At 60.7% G+C, this 21,216-nt stretch carries 18 protein-coding genes and 1 pseudogene; 11 read left to right on the top strand and 8 right to left on the bottom strand.

Going from position 1 to position 21,216, the window contains the following annotated elements; all coding sequences use genetic code 11:
- Positions 1-143: 143 nt before the first annotated feature.
- Positions 144-1,298 (bottom strand): GSCFA domain-containing protein, encoded by a 1,155-nt coding sequence (locus AC6IY7_RS20155; protein WP_497783024.1) that lies wholly within the window; start codon positions 1,296-1,298, stop codon positions 144-146.
- 259 nt (positions 1,299-1,557) lie between these two features.
- Between AC6IY7_RS20155 and AC6IY7_RS20150 the strand changes: the two genes are divergently transcribed.
- The 8 genes from AC6IY7_RS20150 (at position 1,558) to AC6IY7_RS20115 (ending at position 11,222) form a co-directional block, all read left to right on the top strand.
- Positions 1,558-2,067: a hypothetical protein gene (locus AC6IY7_RS20150; RefSeq protein WP_497783023.1), complete on the top strand. Its 510-nt coding sequence runs from the start codon at positions 1,558-1,560 to the stop codon at positions 2,065-2,067.
- A gap of 14 nt (positions 2,068-2,081) precedes the next feature.
- Positions 2,082-2,957: a hypothetical protein gene (locus AC6IY7_RS20145; protein ID WP_497783022.1), complete on the top strand. Its 876-nt coding sequence runs from the start codon at positions 2,082-2,084 to the stop codon at positions 2,955-2,957.
- 119 nt (positions 2,958-3,076) lie between these two features.
- Entirely contained in the window at positions 3,077-4,141 is a 1,065-nt protein-coding gene (locus tag AC6IY7_RS20140; protein ID WP_497783021.1) for a radical SAM protein, read from the top strand.
- A gap of 159 nt (positions 4,142-4,300) precedes the next feature.
- The gene (locus AC6IY7_RS20135) at positions 4,301-5,227 is read left to right on the top strand and encodes a sulfotransferase family protein (protein ID WP_497783020.1); all 927 of its coding nucleotides are present in this window, start codon (positions 4,301-4,303) and stop codon (positions 5,225-5,227) included.
- Positions 5,227-5,847 carry an adenylyl-sulfate kinase gene (cysC, locus tag AC6IY7_RS20130; protein WP_497783019.1) on the top strand — a complete coding sequence of 207 codons (621 nt, stop codon included), beginning with the start codon at positions 5,227-5,229 and terminating at the stop codon, positions 5,845-5,847. Before AC6IY7_RS20135 ends, cysC begins: the two co-directional genes overlap by 1 nt.
- Positions 5,848-5,966: 119 nt before the next feature.
- Positions 5,967-8,135: a type I secretion system permease/ATPase gene (locus AC6IY7_RS20125; protein WP_497783018.1), complete on the top strand. Its 2,169-nt coding sequence runs from the start codon at positions 5,967-5,969 to the stop codon at positions 8,133-8,135.
- A gap of 15 nt (positions 8,136-8,150) precedes the next feature.
- Positions 8,151-9,599, top strand: coding sequence for an HlyD family type I secretion periplasmic adaptor subunit (locus AC6IY7_RS20120; protein WP_497783017.1), 1,449 nt, complete (start codon positions 8,151-8,153; stop codon positions 9,597-9,599).
- A gap of 60 nt (positions 9,600-9,659) precedes the next feature.
- Entirely contained in the window at positions 9,660-11,222 is a 1,563-nt protein-coding gene (locus AC6IY7_RS20115; RefSeq protein ID WP_497783016.1) for an efflux transporter outer membrane subunit, read from the top strand.
- Positions 11,223-11,310: 88 nt separating this feature from the next.
- Here AC6IY7_RS20115 and AC6IY7_RS20110 read toward each other — a convergent pair.
- The 5 genes from AC6IY7_RS20110 to AC6IY7_RS20090 form a co-directional block, all read right to left on the bottom strand.
- Positions 11,311-12,496 (bottom strand): IS3 family transposase gene (locus tag AC6IY7_RS20110; RefSeq protein ID WP_497783015.1). Its coding sequence is split into 2 segments (ribosomal slippage): positions 11,311-12,232 and positions 12,231-12,496, totalling 1,188 coding nucleotides; the frame shifts between segments, so codons are not numbered across the junction.
- Between the two features lie 61 nt (positions 12,497-12,557).
- Positions 12,558-12,929: an IS200/IS605 family transposase gene (gene tnpA / locus AC6IY7_RS20105; protein ID WP_497783014.1), complete on the bottom strand. Its 372-nt coding sequence runs from the start codon at positions 12,927-12,929 to the stop codon at positions 12,558-12,560.
- A 324-nt stretch (positions 12,930-13,253) separates the two neighbouring features.
- Positions 13,254-14,210 (bottom strand): DCC1-like thiol-disulfide oxidoreductase family protein, encoded by a 957-nt coding sequence (locus AC6IY7_RS20100; RefSeq protein WP_497783013.1) that lies wholly within the window; start codon positions 14,208-14,210, stop codon positions 13,254-13,256.
- A gap of 14 nt (positions 14,211-14,224) precedes the next feature.
- The gene (locus AC6IY7_RS20095) at positions 14,225-14,695 is read right to left on the bottom strand and encodes a DUF2269 family protein (RefSeq protein WP_497783012.1); all 471 of its coding nucleotides are present in this window, start codon (positions 14,693-14,695) and stop codon (positions 14,225-14,227) included.
- A gap of 3 nt (positions 14,696-14,698) precedes the next feature.
- Positions 14,699-15,949 (bottom strand): NAD(P)H-binding protein, encoded by a 1,251-nt coding sequence (locus AC6IY7_RS20090; protein WP_497783011.1) that lies wholly within the window; start codon positions 15,947-15,949, stop codon positions 14,699-14,701.
- Between the two features lie 170 nt (positions 15,950-16,119).
- Here AC6IY7_RS20090 and AC6IY7_RS20085 point away from each other — a divergent pair, with 170 nt between their 5' ends.
- Positions 16,120-17,844: a sensor histidine kinase gene (locus tag AC6IY7_RS20085; protein WP_497783010.1), complete on the top strand. Its 1,725-nt coding sequence runs from the start codon at positions 16,120-16,122 to the stop codon at positions 17,842-17,844.
- A complete protein-coding gene (locus AC6IY7_RS20080; protein ID WP_497783009.1) occupies positions 17,841-19,184 on the top strand; it encodes a sigma-54-dependent transcriptional regulator in 1,344 nt (447 codons plus the stop codon). Before AC6IY7_RS20085 ends, AC6IY7_RS20080 begins: the two co-directional genes overlap by 4 nt.
- 55 nt (positions 19,185-19,239) lie before the next feature.
- Here AC6IY7_RS20080 and AC6IY7_RS20075 read toward each other — a convergent pair whose 3' ends face one another.
- Entirely contained in the window at positions 19,240-19,395 is a 156-nt protein-coding gene (locus AC6IY7_RS20075) for a hypothetical protein (protein WP_497783008.1), read from the bottom strand.
- A gap of 429 nt (positions 19,396-19,824) precedes the next feature.
- Between AC6IY7_RS20075 and AC6IY7_RS20070 the strand changes: the two genes are divergently transcribed.
- Positions 19,825-20,685, top strand: coding sequence for a DUF4153 domain-containing protein (locus AC6IY7_RS20070; protein ID WP_497783007.1), 861 nt, complete (start codon positions 19,825-19,827; stop codon positions 20,683-20,685).
- Here AC6IY7_RS20070 and AC6IY7_RS20065 read toward each other — a convergent pair.
- Positions 20,685-21,161 (bottom strand): annotated as a pseudogene (locus tag AC6IY7_RS20065) (transposase); the annotation flags it as partial. The gene AC6IY7_RS20070 and the pseudogene AC6IY7_RS20065 overlap by 1 nt on opposite strands.
- Between the last annotated feature and the right edge of the window lie 55 nt (positions 21,162-21,216).

Below are 21,216 nucleotides of genomic sequence, written 5' to 3'. Positions count from 1 at the left end.
TCAGCTCGTCGATGGTACGATTGTGGAGGGGCGTCGGCGATCTGCTCGAAGTCGCAGACGTTGTAGAGCGATCTGCCGCGCCTCGCAGGGTCGCCTATCCTGCAAGTGGCTGGGCACCAATCCATCCAGGAGCCCGTCTTGCTTCAGTTCTCGCGAGCCGCCCCATTCACGCCGGCCGCGGACATGAAAGGGGTTGGGCCTTCTCGCGGCGCAAGGGGGCGCCCTTGCGCCCGCCCGTGTACGAGCCAGTGCTCGTAACCCGAGGCGAACAGCCCCTGCCGCGCCTGCGTTTCTACGTCTGGATTTGCCGCGAGATAAGCCAGCTCGTTAAACGGGTTCGCGGAAACGGTCTCTCCAGTATATGTGGAAATGAATTGACGCACGATATTTCCAACAGCGTCGTCGGAGACATGCATACAGTCGGGTCCATAGAGCTCATCGCGCGGGGACATGACCGCCATATCGAAGCTCGGGAAATAGTCCACGTCGGCGTGCGCTCTCGAGAATTCGTCAGCGGCCACCCGCAGCGTGGACTTAGAAATAATATTCGCAACAAGGACATCTTTGCCAGAAAATGTCGCGGACATTGGGACTGGTGAAACAGTCACTACAAACTTTATAGTCGTATTTTTCTTTCTTATGAGATAATATATTTCTTCAAGCGCCATATAATTTGTAGTTACATCAGTAATTATTAACGAATACCTAGATGGCGCCCTATCAACTGAGTATATGCTCGGAGCAGCATTCAGGTATCGGTCTGATTTCTTATCATACCAAGTTTCTGTCAGACCAAGGGTCAGAATAACAACTGTAGCGTCTAATATTCTTGAGAAATAATCGTCAATAAGATAGGCTCTTCTCTCGACAGCTCTCTGCAGGCTGACCGCGGGCGCACCGGGGCATAACTGTAAATCAAACCACCCAGCTCCGGTTTGTTCAAAAATATCTTCGTTAATCACCGGCCTGTCGGCTAGACATTTAATCTCATGCAATATCGAATGCGTAGTAAATTTGTTAATTATTCCATTTATGCGAAAAGGCCATTCGTGAGATGGAGAAATTATTCTTTTGCTCAAGACATCATTATGGCTATATATTAAATGTTCCTCAATATTCCTCGCAAAACACGATCCTATACAGAAATACCTTTCCGCCTGTGCCAAGGTAAACTTCGGCTCGTGGCTGGCGACCGCGAGTGGTCGGCCGAATCTTTCCGTATCGTCGAACCATCGAGAATTGTTGCTTCGTGCAGCTGTCCGCCAAGCTTCGACTCCCGAAAATTCAAATACTGCCATGCTCTTGACTCCGCTCGCCAACGCCGCGACACCTTCGGCCAACCGGCTGAAAACTTCGTGACTGTCCGCGATGCCGACTTTTCCGGGCAATCGGCCGACGGAACGACTCCACACCCTATAGCATATATTTTCGTGCCTGCGCGCAGCGGTTTAGGGGCAGGAAGCAGCCAAAACACGTCCAGGTTGACAAACGACGCATTTTATAATTCTATTAAACCGATAAGTAATGTCTTTTAAGCGCACTCCTCAGGAGGGTGTCATGGGCTACTATTACGGCGATGGTATGGGTGGCGGCTCCTGGGGGGTCTACGGCTGGTGGGGCGGCGGCGGATACACTTATGCCCCTGCCGCATACATTAGTTCGCTAGTTAACGACATCGCAAGCGCGGTTGTCGACGGTTTGTCGGATGCGTTTACGTCGCTCTTAGACAGCCTGGGATTGGACAGCTTCGGGTTGGAGGCCGGCGATGGATCGGCGACGCCAGGGGATCCGCCAGGGACCACAGTCGTCACGGGGATTCGCTATCAGGCGCAAGATCTTTTTGCAGCTTATCCTGTAGACAAGCAGATAGGTAATGCTGCTGTGGGAGCCATCGGAATTTCGGATGACACAAAAGTATTAGAAACCAACAAGACGATAGTAACAAGTGACCTCCTAGTGGCAAATAATTTTGCAATCATAAAGGATGTGATAGCTCCGCCAGGCTATTTGATTCTTGCAACGATCGAGAATAATCAAATTCTAGAGCAGCTTGTCCCGAAACCGTAGCTATGGAGAAGCAAATGAAAAGCCGAGCGCGGCGGATCCATAAGAATATTACGTTGATATTTATGTGCTATTTGCTAGTTCTTCTACCAGAAGACTCGTCTCAGGCGGCAAATCGAACGGCGAGCGAGTCTTCAAGCGCGCAAATCCGCGCGTATGGGGAAGAGGTTCGCGCGTTCATCGCCTCTAGAAGCGGAAAGGATGGAGCATTCAGCGGATTTGTAGCGGGATTTGATCGAGGTCAGACATTGTATCGGCGCTATCAGAATCGGCCGGCACTAGTTTTAGCTATAAAGGATCGGTTCCTGGATATACGTGCTCCATCTGTCTTGATCTTGAATGAAGAAGAAGTCAAGAGGCGTTCGAGTGGGCACTTTGATAGCGTTGAAGAGTTGGGCAAAGAGGCTGGTGGCGTTGTAGAAAAGCCAACCATAGTTTTTAACTCGTTTATGGATTCTACGAAAAAATGGAGCTTGAGACTGCTTTGGCCAGACTGGCAGTATGAACTTATATTTGCGATGCAACACTCAGATGGTGGTGCATGGCTCGACATTCCAATTGATGCAACGCTGTCAGGTGATAATGTTTCAGACGGTGCGTTCGTCCCGAGCAGCGATCCATATGTGCGATTTGCTTTCAAAGAAAGTGATCAAAAATGCAAGATCGCCATTGGACACGTAAATTTGTTCGACAGGGATTTGGTGATGCACCTTTTTGGATATTCTTTCAACACCCGGAAGATCGACGAGAACACGTGGGAGGCTAACGCAGTCTCCGGCAACTGTCGTTTTTCAGTAGACGTCTCAAACTTCCATTTGGAAAATGGTATCTGGGTCAAGGTCAAGGCGCGAGACGTCAGCGACGATTCCGGCCCCGAAAATTATAAACCGTAATAATAGACGATTGTGGACTGTTCCGACTCCGGTGCCGATGCACCAATCGGCGAAACTGCGGACTGAGTTGAGCGAGGCGCATCGTGATCTATAGAACAAATCAATAAGGGAGTTGGGTGTTGCGCGTCACCGTCTTCCTCACCCAAAAATGCACGGCGGAATGCGCGCATTGCTGCGTCTCCTCTGGGCCGGGGCGCGCGGAGGCGGCGGACGCAGATCTCGTCGTCGGCGCGCTCGACGGTCTCGCCGCGGCCCAACCGATCACCTCCCTGCATCTCGTCGGCGGCGAGCCGACACTCGCCAAAAAATCTTTGTTGCGCCTATTGAGCTGGGCGAAGCACCGCAACATCGACGGGCAGATCGTCACCAACGGCTCCTTCGCCGTCAACGACGCGAAAGCCCATGATCTGCTCGCGGAGCTGCACGCCGCGGGGCTCGCGCATCTGCGCCTCTCCTTCGATGATTATCACGCGCCCTTCGTACCCTTCGACCGCATCGTTTCCACCTGGCGTGCGGCGAGGAAAATTCCGTTCAAATCGGTCGTGCTGCTGATGGCCAGAAGCCCTAAGGCCGTGATCGATCCCGATTGGGTGCGTCAACGGCTCGGCGAGGACATTCCCGAGTTCGACGCAACGAGTTGGAAAGCGCGCGAACCAGGCCAATGTTTCTATGGCATTTCGCAGGTCGCGACACAGCGGATCGGCCGAGGCGCGCTCTTCGTCTCGGCGGAAGAAGCGCAGCCTTACACCGACGGCCGCGAGGTGATCAAACTGCGGTGTCCATCGATGCTGGCGGAGCCGACGATCAGCGCGACCAACCGACTCTGGGCCTGCGCCGGCGCCGAGCTCGACGGCAATCCATTCTTAGACTTCGGCGCGCTCGCCGAGGCGCCGGCATCGGAGCTTTATGCGCGAGGCGCGAGAAATCCGGTCGCGCTCGCCATCGGGCTCTATGGACCGGGGTTCCTTGTCAAATGGCTCGAGGCTGTTGCGGGCTTGCCCGCACGGAACGACTACGCGGGGATCTGCGAAATCTGTCAGGATGTGACAACCCATCCGCTTTATCTTGAGGCGCTGAAGCGCCATGGAACGCAGCTCTGGCCGTTCATCGAGCGGCGATTGCAACAAAACGCCGCGCGTTACGGGTCCCAGAATACGACTTCCAGCGAGGCCGGGCAAAGATGATGGATGCGAAGGCGGTTCACCGTCACCCAATCGAAAGCGCCGCCCGGCGCATCGTGTCGACGTGCTCCGCACCATCGCGCGGAGCCTTGAGACCCTTTCCAATACTTCGGGATGATTCACTGGGATGTGGGGAAATGACTCATGACCTGCGATAGACCCATGTTTTTCATCTCGGGTCTTCCGCGCTCTGGTTCGACGTTGCTTGCCGGGATTTTCCGACAAAATCCGGATGTTCACGCCGGCATGTCGAGTCCTGTAGCTGCCCTCATTCGGCAGATGATCGTCGCTATGGGCGCGCAAACGGAATATGCGAGCTTCATCGACGACAATCAGCGCGAAGAGATATTGCGGTCGATCATTTTCGCCTATTATCGGAACAACCCCCATCGATATGTTTTTGATACGAACCGCATATGGTGTGCGCGCTTGAGCCTGCTGGCGCAGCTGTTTGAGGACTTTAAGGTCGTCGTCTGCGTCAGGGACTTGGCGTGGATCGTCGACTCCTTTGAGCGCCTGCACCGCAAGAATGCACTGATCTTTTCTAAAATGTTTCCTGCCGAAGCTGCGGCGACGGTCTACTCCCGTACGGAGTATTTGACATCCAACAACGGCACGATTGGACTCGCTTGGAGCGCGATTCACGAGGCGTTTTACGGCGAATATGGTCGCCACCTCATCTTTGTCGACTACGAGGCGCTGACCAAGGAGCCGGAACGCACCATGCGCCGGCTTTATGATTTTCTCAAGCTTCCCTTCTACCAGCATGATTTCGACAACGTCGTCTACGACGAAGGCGGCGAGTTCGATATGCGGATCGGAGCACCTGGCCTGCATGAGATCGCACGGAAGGTCGAATTCAAGCCGCGACAGACCATTCTTCCGCCGGACATCCTCAAAAAGTTTGCCAACAAATGCTTGTGGACGCTGGAGGCGTCGGCCACAAGGGAAATCGAGGTTGTTCTTCCGACGAGCGGCTATTTGTGGGACAAGTCCACGAAGGGGTCGAATGCAGTGATGAAGTCACGAGACGTCGCGGTCGAAGTTTCCCGTCCGAGCGGTCTGGAAGAAGAAATGGCGGCGCCGTGATGTTGCACGATACGAAAGCCTTTGGCGTTGGTTCTAGCAGACCGTGGAGCATGAACCCGTACAAGGCGACGCGCCATGCAATCAATCGTCAGAGGCCAGGGATCGTCTGGTTCACCGGCCTGTCCGGAGCCGGGAAGACGACCATTGCAAGGGCTGTCGAAATGATGCTGCTTGAACGCGGCGCTCACAGTTTCTTGTTGGATGGCGATAACCTGAGACGCGGTCTCAACAAGGATCTGGGTTTCACACTCGCTGACCGCAGGGAAAATATCCGGCGTGCCGCTGAGGTCTCGAAGCTGTTGACCGAAGCCGGACTCATCGTCCTCTGCGCGCTAATTTCACCCCAAAGGGCGGAACGAAGTCTCGCGCGGTCGCTGGTTGAGAAACACGAGTTCATCGAAGCGTATGTCGATACGCCGATCGAGGTCTGCATCGAACGAGATCCTAAAGGTCTGTATCGCGCCGCATTAGGCGGAGAAATCGAGAATTTTACCGGTATTCACCAACCTTATGAGCCGCCGGACGCTCCGGAGCTAACTTTGCACACCGTAAACCGGTCCCCTGAAGATTTGGCTCGCAAGGTGGTAGAGGCACTGGAGCCATTCTTATCCAGGCAGTAACCTGCCCATCTGCGCCAATATCCGGCGCACGGAGGACGTTCATAGCGGACCGGAAGGGCTTGCGACTGACTCCGCAACAGTAGAAATGGATGACTTTGCAGAGCGCTAGAGCAGCCCAAGTGGACGAAGTCGCCGCGCGAGGAGGAAGCGACGACCAAAGCCCTCGTCATACGGGGGCGCTCGCTGCCTTATGCGTAATCGCCGCCAGTTTCGAAATTCATTCAAGTCCGCAGAGCTTGGCGCACGAGCTTGCACTGGACACCCTAAACATCGATACGAACGACATCATCCGAGCGGCGCGCTTTCTTGGAATGAAAGCCAAAGCGATCAGGCAGCCGAGCCTGGAGCGCCTTTTGTCCATCCCAACGCCGGCCCTGGTGACGCGCGCCAATGGCAACTGGGCCGTGCTTACGAGCGAGGTGTCGCCGGGGCGCTTTGGCCTCTTCGATCCGCTTGAACGGTCTGTCGCTCAGGTCGACATCACCAAGGCGTATGGCCGTCTCGGCGCCGAAGTGATCCTCGTCACGAAGAAGGCCGACGCCGAACGAGAGGCGGAAAAATTCGGGCTGCAGTGGTTTTTCGGTGTTGTTTCTCGCTACCGCAGCGCGATCGTCCATGTGCTCGTCGCATCGCTGTTCATCCAGATCTTTGCCCTCGTGTCTCCGCTGATCTTTCAGATGGTGGTGGACAAGGTGCTCGTCTTCAAGAGCTATTCGACGCTGATGGTGCTCGTGGTCGCGATGGTCGCGCTCGCCGTCTTCGATGGCGTGATGAAATATTTGCGTGCCTATGCACTCAACCACACCTGCAACCGCATCGACGTCGAGCTCGGCTCCGAGCTTTGCGCGCATTTGTTCAATCTTCCCGTCGCCTATTTTGAGGAGCGGCCGGCAGGTTTGACCCTATCGCGCATCCGCGAACTGGAGACGGTCCGCAATTTCCTAACAGGTCAAGCTCTTCTTTCGCTCATCGACGCTTTGTTCATCGTTGTCTTCATCGCCGTGCTGTTTCTCTACTCCTGGAAGCTGACGCTGATCGTCGTCATATCGATACCGGTCTATGCGGGAATCGCCGCGGTGATCCGGCCGATCATGCAGCGTCGCATCAAGCAGAAGTTCAGTCGCTGGTCCTACAGCCAGCAATTCCTCATCGAGAGCGTGATCGGCGCGCAGACGCTGAAGGCGGCCGCGGTCGAGCCGGTCATCCATCGCCAATGGTGCGATCGTCTCGCCGCCTACGCCGAATCCGGTTTCAACGTGGGGATGACTGGCGTCGTGGGACAGACGGCCATTGAGTTCGTCACGAAACTCTCAGTAGCGCTCATCCTTTATTTTGGGTCCGAAGAGGTCATTAACGGCACGCTGACGGTCGGCGGCCTAATCGCCTTCAACATGATTTCCAATCAGACAATCCAGCCGATCATGCGCATTTCACAGCTGTGGCAAGATTTTCAGCAGGTCCAGGTTTCCGTCGAGCGGCTCGGCGACATCATGAATTCGCCCGAAGAGCCGCGTCCCGCGTCGCCGTTTTCGCTCCCGCCGATGAACGGAGCCATCGAGTTTCGAGGAGTCAGCTTCCGCTACCGACCCGAACTCCCCAACGCGGTTCAAGAGATTCGATTGGAGATCGCCGCGGGAGAAACCCTTGGGATCGTGGGCACCTCTGGCTCTGGAAAGTCGACGCTGACCAAATTGCTTCAGCGGTTCTATTCACCGGAAACCGGGCAAATCCTGATTGACGGAAACGATATCGCGCGTCTCGACCCCGCTTGGCTGCGAACGCAGCTTGGCGTCGTCTTACAAGAAAATCTGCTGTTCAATCGAACCGTTCACGACAATATCGCACTCGCTCGCCCACAAATGCGCCGCGCGGAAGTCAGGCGCGTCGCCCAACTCGCCGGCGCGGAGGAGTTCATTTCCAGACTTCCGCTCGGCTACGACACTGTCATTGAGGAAAGAGGCGCCAATCTTTCCGGCGGGCAGCGCCAACGCATCGCCATTGCCCGGGCGCTGGCGACCAATCCGCGGATTCTGATCCTCGACGAGGCGACTAGCGCCCTGGACTATGAAAGCGAAAGAATCATCCAGCGGAATATGCGGGAAATCGTTCGCGGACGCACGGTGATCATCATCGCTCATCGCCTCGCCGCCGTGAGGGAATGCGATCGTATCGTTGGCATGGCCGGCGGCCGGATCGTCGAGATCGGTTCCCACAGCGAGCTTTTGCGGAAGCCAGGAGGGCTCTATGCGCATTTGTGGGCTTTGCAATCCGACCAGGCGGCTGTGTGACAAATGTTTGGTTGGATGAAAGTCTACCTGGCGATCAGCTGGCGCAAGTTGACTCAAAAGCGCGCTGGGAGCTTTTCCGACCATGAGTTCCTGCCGGCCGCGCTGGCGATCGTCGACTCTCCGCCATCGCCGATCAAAGTGAGTTTGATCTATGCTGTAGTTGCGCTCGTCGTCGTCGTGCTGGCCTGGTCTTATTTCGGCCATCTCGATGTTCACGCCGTCGCTTCCGGCAAGATTCAGCCTGCCGGACGAGCGAAAGTCATTCAACCCGGAGACACCGGGACCATCGTCGCGATCAAGATCAAGAACGGTGACCGTGTGCAGGAGAACGATGTGCTGGTCGAACTCGACCGGACGGAGGAGCTCGCAACCCACAAGGCGGCGGAAGACAATCTGAAGGCGCTTCAAGCGGAGAGTTTGCGACGCCGAGTCGCCTTGCGGTCTGCTGGCGTCGACGCGCGCGCCACGATCGTTTGGACCGAAGAGATTCCGCCCGAGATCCGCCTACGCGAAGAAACCGTGCTTGCGGCGGATCTGGCGCAGCTCGACGCCTCGGTTGCGAGTCTGAAGGCTCAAAAGGCGCAGAAGCAGGCTGAGCGAGAAAAGACGCTAGCCAGCATAGTTGTCGAGCGCAATCTGATCGAGGCCGCCAAGGAGCGCCTCAAGATGTTCGAGCGAGTTTTCCGCTTGAATTTCGGCAGTCGGCTCGAGGTGCTGACGGCCCGACAGGACCTGCTCAAAGAGCAAAGCCAACTGGTTGGTCTCGAAGGCTCCTTAAAGGAGAGCATCGCCAATCTGGAAGTGATCGAAGCTGACATCGAGAAGACCAAGAAGATTTTTTTGGCGGACAATGCTCAGAAGGTCGCGGATGCGGAGACCAAAGTGGCCGGCCTGGTGCAGGACCTCGCCAAGGCTCAATCGAAGCTCGAGCAAACGACCCTTACGGCGCCCGTCGCCGGCACAATTCAGGCGTCTACGGTCACCACCATCGGCCAGGTCGTGGCCGCGGGCCAGGAGCTCATGCACATCGTGCCGGATGGCGCTCCCTTGGAGATCGATGCCTACGTCCTCAATCGCGACGCTGGCTTCGTGATTGCAGGTCAAGAGGCGATCATCAAGGTCGATGCCTTTCCCTTCACGCGCTACGGCACCATCACCGGTACGGTCACGCGCGTCGCCGAAGACGCCATGCCAGCAGCGGAAGCGCAGCAGAATTTGCAGGACCCCGCGCAGCCGCCGAGCGGCAACCTCACGCAGACTAGTGCGGCGCAACGGACTCAAGATCTAGTTTACCCCGTCATCGTCACGCCCGCGGCGATGTCTATGTTGGTGGAGGGAAAGATAATTCCGCTGACCTCTGGGATGACGGTGACTGTTGAAATCAAAACCGAGCGGCGCCGTGTGATTGATTACATTCTTTCGCCATTGATCGACGTCGGCAGTACCGCGATGCGGGAACGATGACGAAGTGGCTCGGCGCTCGACGGAGTTCACCGGCGCGCGCCTAATCGGGAAAGCGGACGAGTGAAAGCGTTGTCGTTGTATCGGAAAGTCTATTTCTTGAGCGTCGCTTGCGGTGTGCTCTTCCTTGGCGGCTGCGACATCGAGTGGGAAAAGCCGGATGTCTCGGCGCCGATCCCGCCGCGTTTCAATGAGGCCCTGCCGGCATCGACTTCCTCGTTCGGGTCGTCGTCAAGCTTTGCCGAGAAGTTCGGCTCAGAAGAATTGACCTCGTTCGTCGACGAGGCAATCGAACATAACTACGACATCGCAGCCGCCGTTGCGCGGATTGGGGAGGCCGACGCACGCGCGCGAACGGCGAGCGCGGCGCTTTGGCCTTCGGTTACGATGAGCGATTCCGCCCAAAGAACTCGAACTCCGGGGACAGCTTCGAGCGCAACCCCGAATTATAACCCCGCGGCGAGCTTGCTTTCTAACGCGGGCTATCCGCAGCAGGCGGCCGCTGCGCAAAATCAGGCGGTATTCAGCTCATCGCGCAGAAATCCCTTCATTCTGGGGCTGAACGCCAGTTATGAGATCGACTTCTGGGGAAAGAATGAGGACGCGTCAAAGGCCGCGCAGCTGCTCGCCAACGCGAGCCGTTTCGATCGGAAGGTCGTGGAGATTGCGACGATCGCGTCCGTGATGAACGCTTACTTTCAGGTGTTGAATGCGCAGGATCGCCTGCGCATCGCGGAACAGAACGTCAAGGTCGGCGAAGCGGTCGTCAAGACCATGGAAGGACGGCTTCAGACAGGCCTCGTCACGGTGCTCGACGCGGCGCAGCCGGAGACGGTTCTTGCCCAACAGCGCGCCGCTATCCCCTCGCTGAGGCAAACGCTTCGACAGCAAAAGAATATGCTCGCTGTGCTGGTGGGGCGTGCGCCGGAGGGCTTCGAGGTGAAAGGGGCGTCGCTTGTGAAGCTGCGTTTCCCTAGGATTGCGCCGGGCCTGCCCTCAGAAGTGCTGTTGCGCCGTCCCGACGTCGCGGAAGCTGAGGCAAGGCTGGCATCTCAAGAATTTTCCGTATTGCAGGCGCGCGCGGCCTTTTTCCCTTCGATTACGCTGACCGGTCAGTATGGCGTTCAGAGTATCGTGTGGAGGAATCTGGCGCGTCCAGAGGCGATCGCCTGGGGGGTGTTGGCGAGCGCAGCGCAGCCGCTGTTCGACGGATATAACCTTCAGGGACAGTATGCGCTGCAAAAGACCACCTATGAAGAATTGCTGGCCGCTTATCGCAAGCAAGCTTTGACGGCGCTTTCCGACACGGAGAACGCGTTGATCGCTATCGAGGAGTCGAAGGAGCTGTTGAAGCTCCAGGGCAAAGCCGTTGAGATTTCTCGCCGGGGCTATCTCGCGGCGGAGGGCCGTTTGCGTGAAGGGACGATCGACGTGACCGCGCTCGCGACGACGGAGAGCGCCTATTTTCAGAGCGAGGACGCATTTGAGCAGGCGAGGCTCCAATATTTTCAGTCCGCCGTGACTCTGTATCAAGCCTTGGGGGGAGGCTGGTCGCCGACGACGAGGGACGAGGAGATCGGGCGTGCCGAAGAAGCTTTCGGCGCGGACAAGGGACCTTGGCCATGAGAACCGGGCGATTGGACGCGGGCGGTCTTATATATGATAATATCCTTATATATGATTGTCGTCGCGAGGGTGACCTGCCCCCGAAGTTTCATCCAGCGGCGAGTTGAGTCCCGGCGGTTGATACGCCCGCGGGCGTGGGGTGAGCAACAGGCGATCGGCGGAGCTGGTCCGGGTTGCGCAGCCGATCGCCTGTTGCGGTGAGCGCGGCCGCATAGTCCGCCGGTGTCGCATAGCCGAGGGAAGAGTGCGGGCGCCGGTGGTTATAATCGTGAATCCAAGAGCGGATCTTCTCTCTCGCGTGGTCGAGGCCGAAGAACAGCGTCTCGTTGAGCAGCTCGTCCCGCATGCGGCCGTTGAAGCTCTCACAGAAGCCGTTCTGCATCGGTTTACCCGGCATGATGAAATGCCACTCCACCTTGTTCTCCTCCGACCAGGACAGGACGGCGTTCGAGGTGAACTCCGTCCCATTGTCGGAAACGATCATGCCGGGCTTGCCGCGCCTTTCGATCAGCGCGGACAGCTCACGCGCCACCCGCTTGCCGGAGATCGACGTGTCCGGGATCGCCGCCAGGCATTCGCGCGTTACGTCGTCGACGATGTTGAGGATGCGGAATCGTCGGCCGCTGGCGAGCTGGTCGTGCACGAAGTCGAGAGACCATCGGGCATTCGGCTTCGCCTCGACGAGAATCGGCGCCCGTGTTCCCACGGCGCGGCGGCGCGCGCGGCGCTTCCTCACCGTCAGCCCTTCCTCGCGGTAGAGCCGATAGATGCGGTTCTTGCCCGAACGCTCGCCCTGCTGCCGGAGCAAGACGAACAGTCGCCGGTAGCCGAAGCGCCGACGCGCGTTGGCGAGATCGCGCAGCTCGGCTCGAAGCTCGGCGTCGGCCGGGCGCGTCGACGTGTAGCGCGCCGTCTTGCGATCGATGGCGACAATCCGGCAGGCCCGACGTTCCGACAGGCCCATGACGGCCCGAAGGTGCGCGACGGCTTCGCGCTCGAGCCGGGCCCTACCATTTTTTTGACAAGAGCTCCCGAAGTGCCGCCGCGTCGAGCATCTGATCGGCCAAGAGTTTCTTCAGACGGGCATTTTCCTCCTCCAGCGCCTTCAGCCGCTTGGCCTCGGAAACGTCCATCCCGCCGAATTTGGCCTTCCAATTGTAGAGCGTCGTCTCCGAAACCGCGTATTTGCGAGCGAGGTCCGCCGCCTTCGCGCCGGCTTCCTGCTCCCGCAAAATCCCGATGATCTGCTCTTCCGTGAACCGTTTCTTCTTCATCGCGTCCGTCCTGCAATCGGTCGGACTCTAATCGATGCTGGTGGGATTTTTCAGGGGCACGTCACCGGATCACCTGTTCGTCCCGACCTACGGTCGAGACGAAATATCCGCGCGCCCAAAAATGCTGCCCCACGAAATTGCGCTTCCGCTCCGCGTAAACCCGCGCCAGATGGATCGCGCTCTTGCCTTTGATGTATCCCACCACCTGGGACACCGCGTATTTCGGCGGGATCGCGATCATCATGTGCACGTGGTCGGGCATCAAATGCCCCTCCTCGATCCGGCTCTCCTTCTGCGCGGCCAGTTTCTTGAACACTTCCCCGAGGTGACGCCGCAGTTCGCCATACAGCGCCTTCCTGCGGCATTTGGGAATGAACACAACGTAATATTTGCAGTCCCACCGCGTGTGACTTAAGCTTTCATACTCGTCCATCGTCGGATTTCCTCATCGTGTGCTTGGCGGCTCACGACTGGAAATTTCGACGGTGGACTGCTGAAAACGTCAAACTCCTACTGCCACCCCGCCAAAGCCGGGGGAACTCCCTTACGGTTTAGCGCCCTCTTGGCGGAATGGATCGTCGAGAGGATGAGATATCCTCGTCGCGCAGAGGCGCGACCGGTCTCGTCGCGTCCGGAGGATCGAGCGTCAGCTCGATGAGGAAGCGCTCGGGCGAGGGATAGGAAGCGGCGATCTGCTCGAGCTGGACGAGATCGGCGACGCGATCCGTGATCCGTCACGGTTCCCGAAGGTGGTCTATTAGTCGGCTCGATCCTCGGTCGGAAATGCGCAGTCATCGGGCGCTCGCGAGGCCTCGGGGAGAGCGCAAGCGGATTTTCGACCGAACCAGCGATAGCGGTTGCGCGCGACGAGGCGATAGAGCGCATCGGCGACGAAGCGTGGCAGCAGGTGGACGAGAGGGGCGGCGCGCGCCGGTCCGCGCAAGTGCCGGGCGAGCGCGAGCAGCGCCTCGGTTTCCTTTAAGAGCCGGCCGTTCTCGACGAAGAGAAAGCTCTCGGGCGCGTCGGGGTCGATATCCGCCTGTCGCGCCAAAGCGCGTCCTTCCTCGGATTGTATCGCGACGAAGCGGATCGACGGCGTGATCTCATGCGCGAGGACATAGCGAACGGTCCAGTCGCAGAGGGCGCAGACGCCGTCATAGACGAACATCGGCGCATTCTCCGGCGTCTCCGCCAGCGAGCCGCTGTAATGCACGATATGGCCGACGATCGGAAAAGCGACGTCGATATCAAAGGCGAAGCGCTCGCCCTCGGCGTTCTCGAAACATTCGATCCGCGGCCGGGTCATGCTCGCGAGTGGGATTTTCAGCAGGCGCCATTCGGCAAGCGACCAGCGCAGGCCCGAGGGCGCGACGGCAAGGTCGAAATAGAGATCGAAGGGACCGAAATGCTCGATCAAGCGCCCGTCCGGCGCGGCGTCCATGACGCTTTCATAGCGCCGCCCGGCGAAATCGCGCCGCCAAAACTCCCTCTTTCCGGACAGCGGCGTGAAGCGAACATGGGTCTCGACGCTTTCGCCCGGCGCCGGAAGACCGGCGACAAAGGCGAGCAAAGCGGCCCCGAGGCCTCGGCCCTGCGCGGAAACTTTCGCGCGGCCGCCGGTGAAGATCTCGCGCTCGAGCGTGTGGAAGCGACGGACGGGCGCGGGCAGGAGATCGAAGCGCTCGGCGAGTAGGTCTTGGAAAAGAGTGGTCATGTCTATCTCCATCTTCAAAATTGCGGCTTGGCGACCATCAGCCAGAAGATCGCGATCATGGCGATAAAGGCCGGCCAGCCCAGCGCGAACCACCAGAGGAAATAGTTTCCATAGATCGGCGGCAGCGGCGCGTCTTTCTCAAGACATTGCTCGGCGATGCGCGCCATGCGGATTTGCAGCCACACGACCGGCAGCCAGCAGGCGCCGACGAAGAGATAGAGCGCGATGGCCGCGAGCAGCCAGGGCGTATCGAGCGGCCAACCCTGATCCAATGCGAGCAGCACGCCGGTGACAGGCTGCACGATGATGGCGGGCGTCGTGAACAGCCAATCGGCGAGCACGACATTTCTGTTGCCGACAACGATGGCGTGCAGATCGCCGCGCAGATTGCTGGCGAGGCCGTGAAAGGCCGTGCCGAGACCCGTACCGAACAAGATCGTCGAGGAGATAATATGCACTGTCTTCAGAGTGACGGGATCGAGCATAGGTCAGGACTCCAATGCGATCATGACGAGGATCGCCGCGGCGATGGGCAAATTCTTGAGGAGCGGCGCGAAAGGATGCAGCCAATAATCGGGTGGCAGGCGGGTCGCGATGATGGTGAAGGCGAGCATTGTCGCGAGCTGCGCGGCGCCGGTGAGGGCAGGGCGCCAGCGCAGCAGCAACAGAGCGCCGAGCAGGAGATCGACCGCCGCGCCGCCATAGAGCGCAAAGTCGGCGAGCGCGCCGTGAACGCCGATCTCGGCGAGCAGCGCATAGCTTTTCTCCTGCGGATAGAGTCCGAAGGAGAGAAGGCCTGTCGCGACCCACAACAGGCCGAGGCTCCAGCGCAGCACGGGAGGCAGGAGAAACAGTCGCGCGGCCCGCCTGTCCGACTCGCAGGCCGGCTCCAGCGCCAGAGCGTCGCGAATAGCGCGTGGCGGCCGGCCGAGCGCCGCAGTCATCGGCGCGCAATCGGCGACATTGCCGCGCGAGAGAAGCTTTATCACCTCGCGATTGAGCGGGCCGGTCGAGACGCGCCCGCCGATCGACGCGGCGAGCAGAAAGAGCCGATAGGGCACGTGAAAGAAGCGCGTCGGCTTCAGGCCGAGCCATTCGCGCAATAGCGCGAGCAGCGCATCCGTCGTCATCGGCTCCGGGCCGACGGCATCGAGGCGACCTGGTGAAGGCGCTCCCTCCGCGAGACGCGCCGCGACGTCGGCGAGATCGCCGACATGCACGGGCTGAAAGCGCCAGGCGCCATCGCCGAAGCTCGGCAGCCAGGGCAGGACGGCGGCGGCGAGCAGCCAGCGCGTGCTGGCGCCGCCGCGGCCGACGACGAGCGAGGGGCGCAATATGCGCCAATCGAGACGCGCGCCGGTGGGATCGAGCGCCGCGAGCGTCTCCTCCGCGATTGCCTTGCTGCGCTGATAGAGCGTCTCGCCGTCGCTCTCGACGCCGAGCGCCGAGATGTGAATGATCCGCGCGACGCCAGCCGCGAGGCAGGCGCGAAACAGATTGCACGCGCCCTCCGCATGGACGGCCGCCATGCTATTGGCGCCGTCGTCGCGAACGAGCCCGGCGCAATTGACGACGATCTCGAAGCTCGCGACCTTATCGCGAAGCCGTGCTTCGCCGTCCCGCGCGAGATCGACCTCACGGCGCGAGGCCGCGACGACTTTATGGCCGCGGTCGCGAAGCCGGCCGGCGATATGCCGTCCGATGAATCCGCTGCCGCCGATGATGAGAATGCGGGCCAAGATCGGTCTCCTCGGCAATGGGGGCGAAAGAGCTTCGCCTTCGGGAGACCTATGGGCAATGGCGGCGCCACTGGATAACTATCTGTTTTTATGTCATATGAATGGGTTTTCTATAAACATTAGAGACAGACTTCATTGAACTGCCTATAAACTGAGGATACGGTCGGGCGATGACGCCGAGCCCGCTGTTCACCCTCTCCATCTCGACGACCTTCCTGTCGAGCGTCACGCTTTCGGCGTTTCTCCTGGCTCGGGCGGGCGCGGCGCCGGGCGCGAAGCAGCTCGCGGCGTTCGTCATGATCGTCGGGCTTTTCGCCCTCGGCTTGATCCAGCCCGAGCGCATCGGAGCGGCATCGATGGCGCTGGCGCCGCTCGGCTCGGCGATGGCCGTCGATTTTGCGATCCGGCTGACGGGGCAGGGCGCGCGCACGCTTCCGATCGTCCATGCGCTCGGCGCCGGCGCGACTGTATTGCTTTTCGTCTTCGGCGCCGGCGCCTTTTTCGAAACACATGCAGGCCTGCGCGGTTTTCGCTATGAGGGCGTCGGCCTCTTCGGCGTCGCCGTGGCGATCGGCCTCGCCGCCTACGGCAATGGGCTGATGGCCTTCGCTCTGCGCCGCGCCGAGGGCAAGCGCCGACGCGAGATTGCGATCGTTCTGGTCTCCTCGCTCGTCGGCCTGTCGACGGTCGTCTCTTTCGCGCCGCCACTGTTCGGCGTGGCGGTCGCGCCCTGGTCCATTCTCGCTCTGCCGATCTATCCGGCGCTGCTCGTCTACGGAATATTGCGCTACGAGCTGATGGCCGCCAATGTCTGGGCGCGACGCGCCGCCGCCTATGCGCTCGTGCTGCTGCTCGCCGCCGCCGTCGCCGGATTGCTCGCCGCGGCGCCTTTGAGCTTTTTCGCGCCGTCGATGGATTTCGCTTCCCTGTGGCTCGTCGTCGCCACGGCCATGGCGCTGGCCTTTGCTTTCGGCGAGCCCATTCGCCGCGCGGCGGATCGGCTCGTCTACGCCGGCCCGGAAATTTCCGCCGAGATGATCGCGTTATGGCGTGGCGAACTCGCCGGCGCGGATAGGCCGTCCGAGGCGATGGAAATCGCGCGCACGCATTTGCGCGCGGCGATGCGCCCCTTCGTCGATGTGACTCTTTCCGGCGAAGGGCCGGCGCCGGCGCTTCGCTGCGCCAATGACGGCGGCAAGTGGGAGGCGCCGCTCACAGGCTTCGAGGATTCGCCGCCGGGCGCGCGCCGCCTTGCCATTGTCTACGCCGATGTTCTGACGCAGAGCCTCGACGACATCGACCGCCGAAGAAGCCGCGCCGAGAGCGAGCGGCTCGCAGAGCTCGGAATGCTCGCATCGACGATCGCGCATGATCTGCGCAATCCGCTCAACATCGTGAATATGGCGGCCGCCGCCGCGCCGGCGGAGACGCGCGCCGAGATCATAAAGCAGACGCGGCGCATGAATCGTCTCGTCGCCGAATTGCTCGACTACGCCAAGCCCTGGAAGATCGAGCCGGCCGATATCGACCTCGCCTACGCTTTCGGCGACATTGAGACTCACATCGCGAGTGACGCGCATTTGCGCGCCGATCCATTCCGCTTCGCCCAAGCGATGGATAATCTCATCGCCAATGCGCGCGCCGCCGGCCGCCGCGTCGCCGTCTTCGTCGAGGCGACGCCCGAGGCGATTTTCGTCAATGTCTGTGATGACGGCCCTGGCGTGCCAGAGGAAATCAAGGACCGTCTGTTTCAGCCCTTTGTTTCGCGTTCCTGCGAAGGCACGGGGCTCGGCCTCGCCATTGTCGCCAAGATCATGGCGGCGCATGGCGGTTCCGTCGCGCTCGGCGCGCGCGAGGGCTTTTCCACCTGCGTCACTCTGAGGTTCCCGAGATGAGCGGCGAGACGATCCTGATCGTCGATGACGAGCCCGCTTTCGTGCGCGTCGCCGGCGCCTTTCTGACGCGCGAAGGCTATCATGTCGTGACGGCGAAGGACGCGGCTTCCTCGCGCGAGACCTTCGCGCAGGCGCGGCCAGATCTCGTGCTTCTCGATCTCGTCATGCCGCCGGAGCGCACGCCCGAGGCGGGCCTATCGCTGCTGCCGGATTTCACGAGCGCCGTCACCGTCGTGCTGACGGCGCATAGCGAGCATGCGCTGGCGCTGCGCGCCGTCGCGCTCGGCGCCTGGGATTTTCTCGCCAAGCCCGTGGAGCCGGAGCTGTTGCGCTTTTGCGTCGAGCGCGCGCTCGCCAAAGCGGCGCTGGGGCGCGAGCTCGCGCGGCTGCGCGCGGAGAAGGGGAGCGCCGACGATGGTCTGATCGGCAATGGTCCTTCCATGGCGCGTGTGACGGACATGATCCGCCGCATCGGCCCGGCCGAGCTCCCCGTGATGATCCTCGGTCCCACCGGCTCCGGCAAGGAGCTGGTGGCCCATGCGCTGCATAGAGCAAGCGCGCGTCGCGGGCCTTTCGTTTCCATTCATTGCGGCGCGATCCCAGCCGAGCTGATCGAGAGCGAATTGTTCGGCCATCTCAAAGGCGCTTTCACCGGCGCCCACGCCGATCGCCCCGGCCTCGTCGCGACAGCGCGCGGCGGCACGCTGTTTTTGGACGAGATCGGCGAGACGCCGCTTCCCTGCCAAGTGAAGCTGCTGCGCTTCCTGCAAGAGGGAACCTATACGCCTGTCGGCGGACGCGCGGCGCGGCGCGCCGACGTGCGCATCATCAGCGCGACGCATCGCGATCTGGAGGCGATGATCGCTTCCGGCGGCTTTCGCGAAGATCTCTATTACCGCCTGCGCGGCGTCGTCATTCGCACGCCGGCGCTGGACGAGCGGCGCGAAGATTTGGGCCTTCTCGCCGCGCATTTTCTCGGCCAGGCGGCGAAGAAGCGCAAATTGCGTTTTTCCCAGGACGCTTTCGCTTGGCTCGCCGCGCAGTCCTGGCCCGGCAATGTTCGCGAGCTGAAAGCGACGATCGAATGCGCCGCTGCGCTCGCCGATCCGCAATCATCGACCATTTCCGCCGAGGATTTGAATTTCGCGCGCGGCGGCGGAGTTCCGCTTGCGGCGGAAGCTGTCTCGGAAACGCTTCCCGAGGCGCAGGAGAAATTGGAGCGCCGCATGATCGGCGCCGCACTCGCCGCCACCGAGCACAATCACAGCGCAGCCGCCCGCCGCCTCGGCGTCTCCCGCGTCGGGCTGTTGAAGATGATGGCGAGGCTGGGGTTGCGATAGCTCTGCGTCATTTCGCCGCCACGCTATAGACGACATTCGCGGTGATCGCGTCGCACTACGTCAGACGCGCGAGGTTTTTCTCGTGAACGCGTTCGAAGGTCAGCGCGTCCAATTGCGCGAGCGTTCCGCGATAGCCGCTTCCCATCGCGATCAGCCACCGATCCTCGGCGAGGCGATGGGATGCGGCGGCAAGACAGGTCAGTTCCGACATAATCCCATACCTCATCCCTGACCCGCATCCCTAGGGGCCAACCTCGGGCAAAGCCCCGTTTCATCATCGCTCGGGAGACAAGCCGCTGTCCTTCGCCATCAGTTCTGGACGGGGCCGTTACGGCTTCTTCTCCGACATCGACGCCCGTCACGGCCCACCTCGCCGGCTGCACGAAAGCTGCAAAATAATCCTCGAGATCTGAGAGCAGCCCGTGACTGCACTGCAAAGCCTCGGCGCATGTTCCGAGCATGGCCGACGTCATCTCCATTCCATTACCCACCGGCCTGCCCCGCCGGCTCGTGAACGACGGTTGGTGGCTCGCTCGCCCACCTGACCGGCCCACCGCCGCCCGCCCGTAGCCGTCCGTGAACGGCGGTCCTGCAACATCATTTCATTTCCCGATCGCCGATCTCCAAAGGAAAGCCCGCGATGATCGACCTCTCTTTGTCCTCTCGCTCTCCCATGCAATGGCTCGCCCGCCGGTTCATGTTCGCCGCGGCCGCCGCGGCATTGGCCGACTGGCTATTCTTCGATCGTCGCGGCGTCGGTCTCTCGCTCGCCCTTTTTCTGAGCGGCTACGGTCTGCTGGCGATCGTCGCCAATCCGGTCCGCGCGGACATGCGCCTGAGAATCGCCGCCGCCGCCGGCTTCGTTCTCGCGCTTCTGGCTATCGTCGAGGACGCCTCCTGGCTGTCGTTTCTCGTCGCCGCGGGCGGGACGCTGCTATTCGCACAGGTCATGACCTCGGGCGCCGTCGGCGTCTGGCCCCTGCAATTGCGCCATGCGTTGCGCCAGCCCTTCGTCGGACCGTTCTTGCTGTTCGCCGACGTTCTTCGTGCGCGAAAGCTGTCGCGGATGAGGCGCGAGACTCACTGGCGCGCGGCCGCGCTCGTCGCCTGGATCACGCCGATCGGCCTGTTTCTCCTCTTTCTCTCGTTGTTTGCGACGGCCAATCCGCTCATCGACGAATGGGTGCGGGTCATGGATCCGAGGCGCATTCTCGATCTGGTCTCGCCGTGGCGAGCGGCGTTCTGGCTGGCGATCGCGTGCCTGGCCTGGCCGTTCGTCCACTTCCGCAGCCGGCGCGTGCCGCAGCGGTCGACGCCCGCATCGACGGGCCAGAGGGCCGGCGACGACGCGCTGCTCGGCAAAGACGCGGTGCTGCGATCGCTGGTCGCGTGCAACGTCTTGTTCGCCCTGCAGACGTCGCTGGACGCGGCCTATCTTTGGGGCGGGCTGGCGCTGCCGGCCGGCCTCACCTATGCGGAATATGCGCATCGCGGCGCCTAGTCCTCCTCCCACTCGCCTTTCAGCCGCAAGATCACCGCCGGCGAGAGATTGGGCGCGTCCTTGCCGAGCAAGGCCGTCAGCACATCCTGAAAATCGCCGGTGGAGACGCCGGCGAGATAGAGAGCCGGCAGCAGCGCGTCCACGCTCTTCGTCCGCCGAGCCCATTGCGGCAGGATCGATGAGGCGTAGCGGATGCGCGTCTCGGCTTTCGGCGCTCCGCGGTCGCGCGCTTTCGGTTTTTCCACCTCGACGGGGCCGATCCCGGTCTGGATCATGCGCGCCGGCTCGCGCCCGTGGCGAACGACCCGTCGCCGCCCGTCCGGCAGCGCGAGATCGGCGTGGGCGTCGAGAAACGTAGCGAACTCCGCTTCGACGGCTTGCGCGATGAGCCGCTTCGCCCCCACCCGCAGGATTTCGGTGAGCGGATCGTCGATTGCGCCTTCCTGCCGGAGGGCGACAACTCTATTCTCATTCATGGCGTAACGCTCCTCTTGGAGGTTCGGGTCGGCTGCACACCAACCCCGTTACGCC

The organism is Methylosinus sp. is20ea, from assembly GCF_059718135.1.
This window is presented reverse-complemented; position numbering and strand designations above follow the sequence as displayed.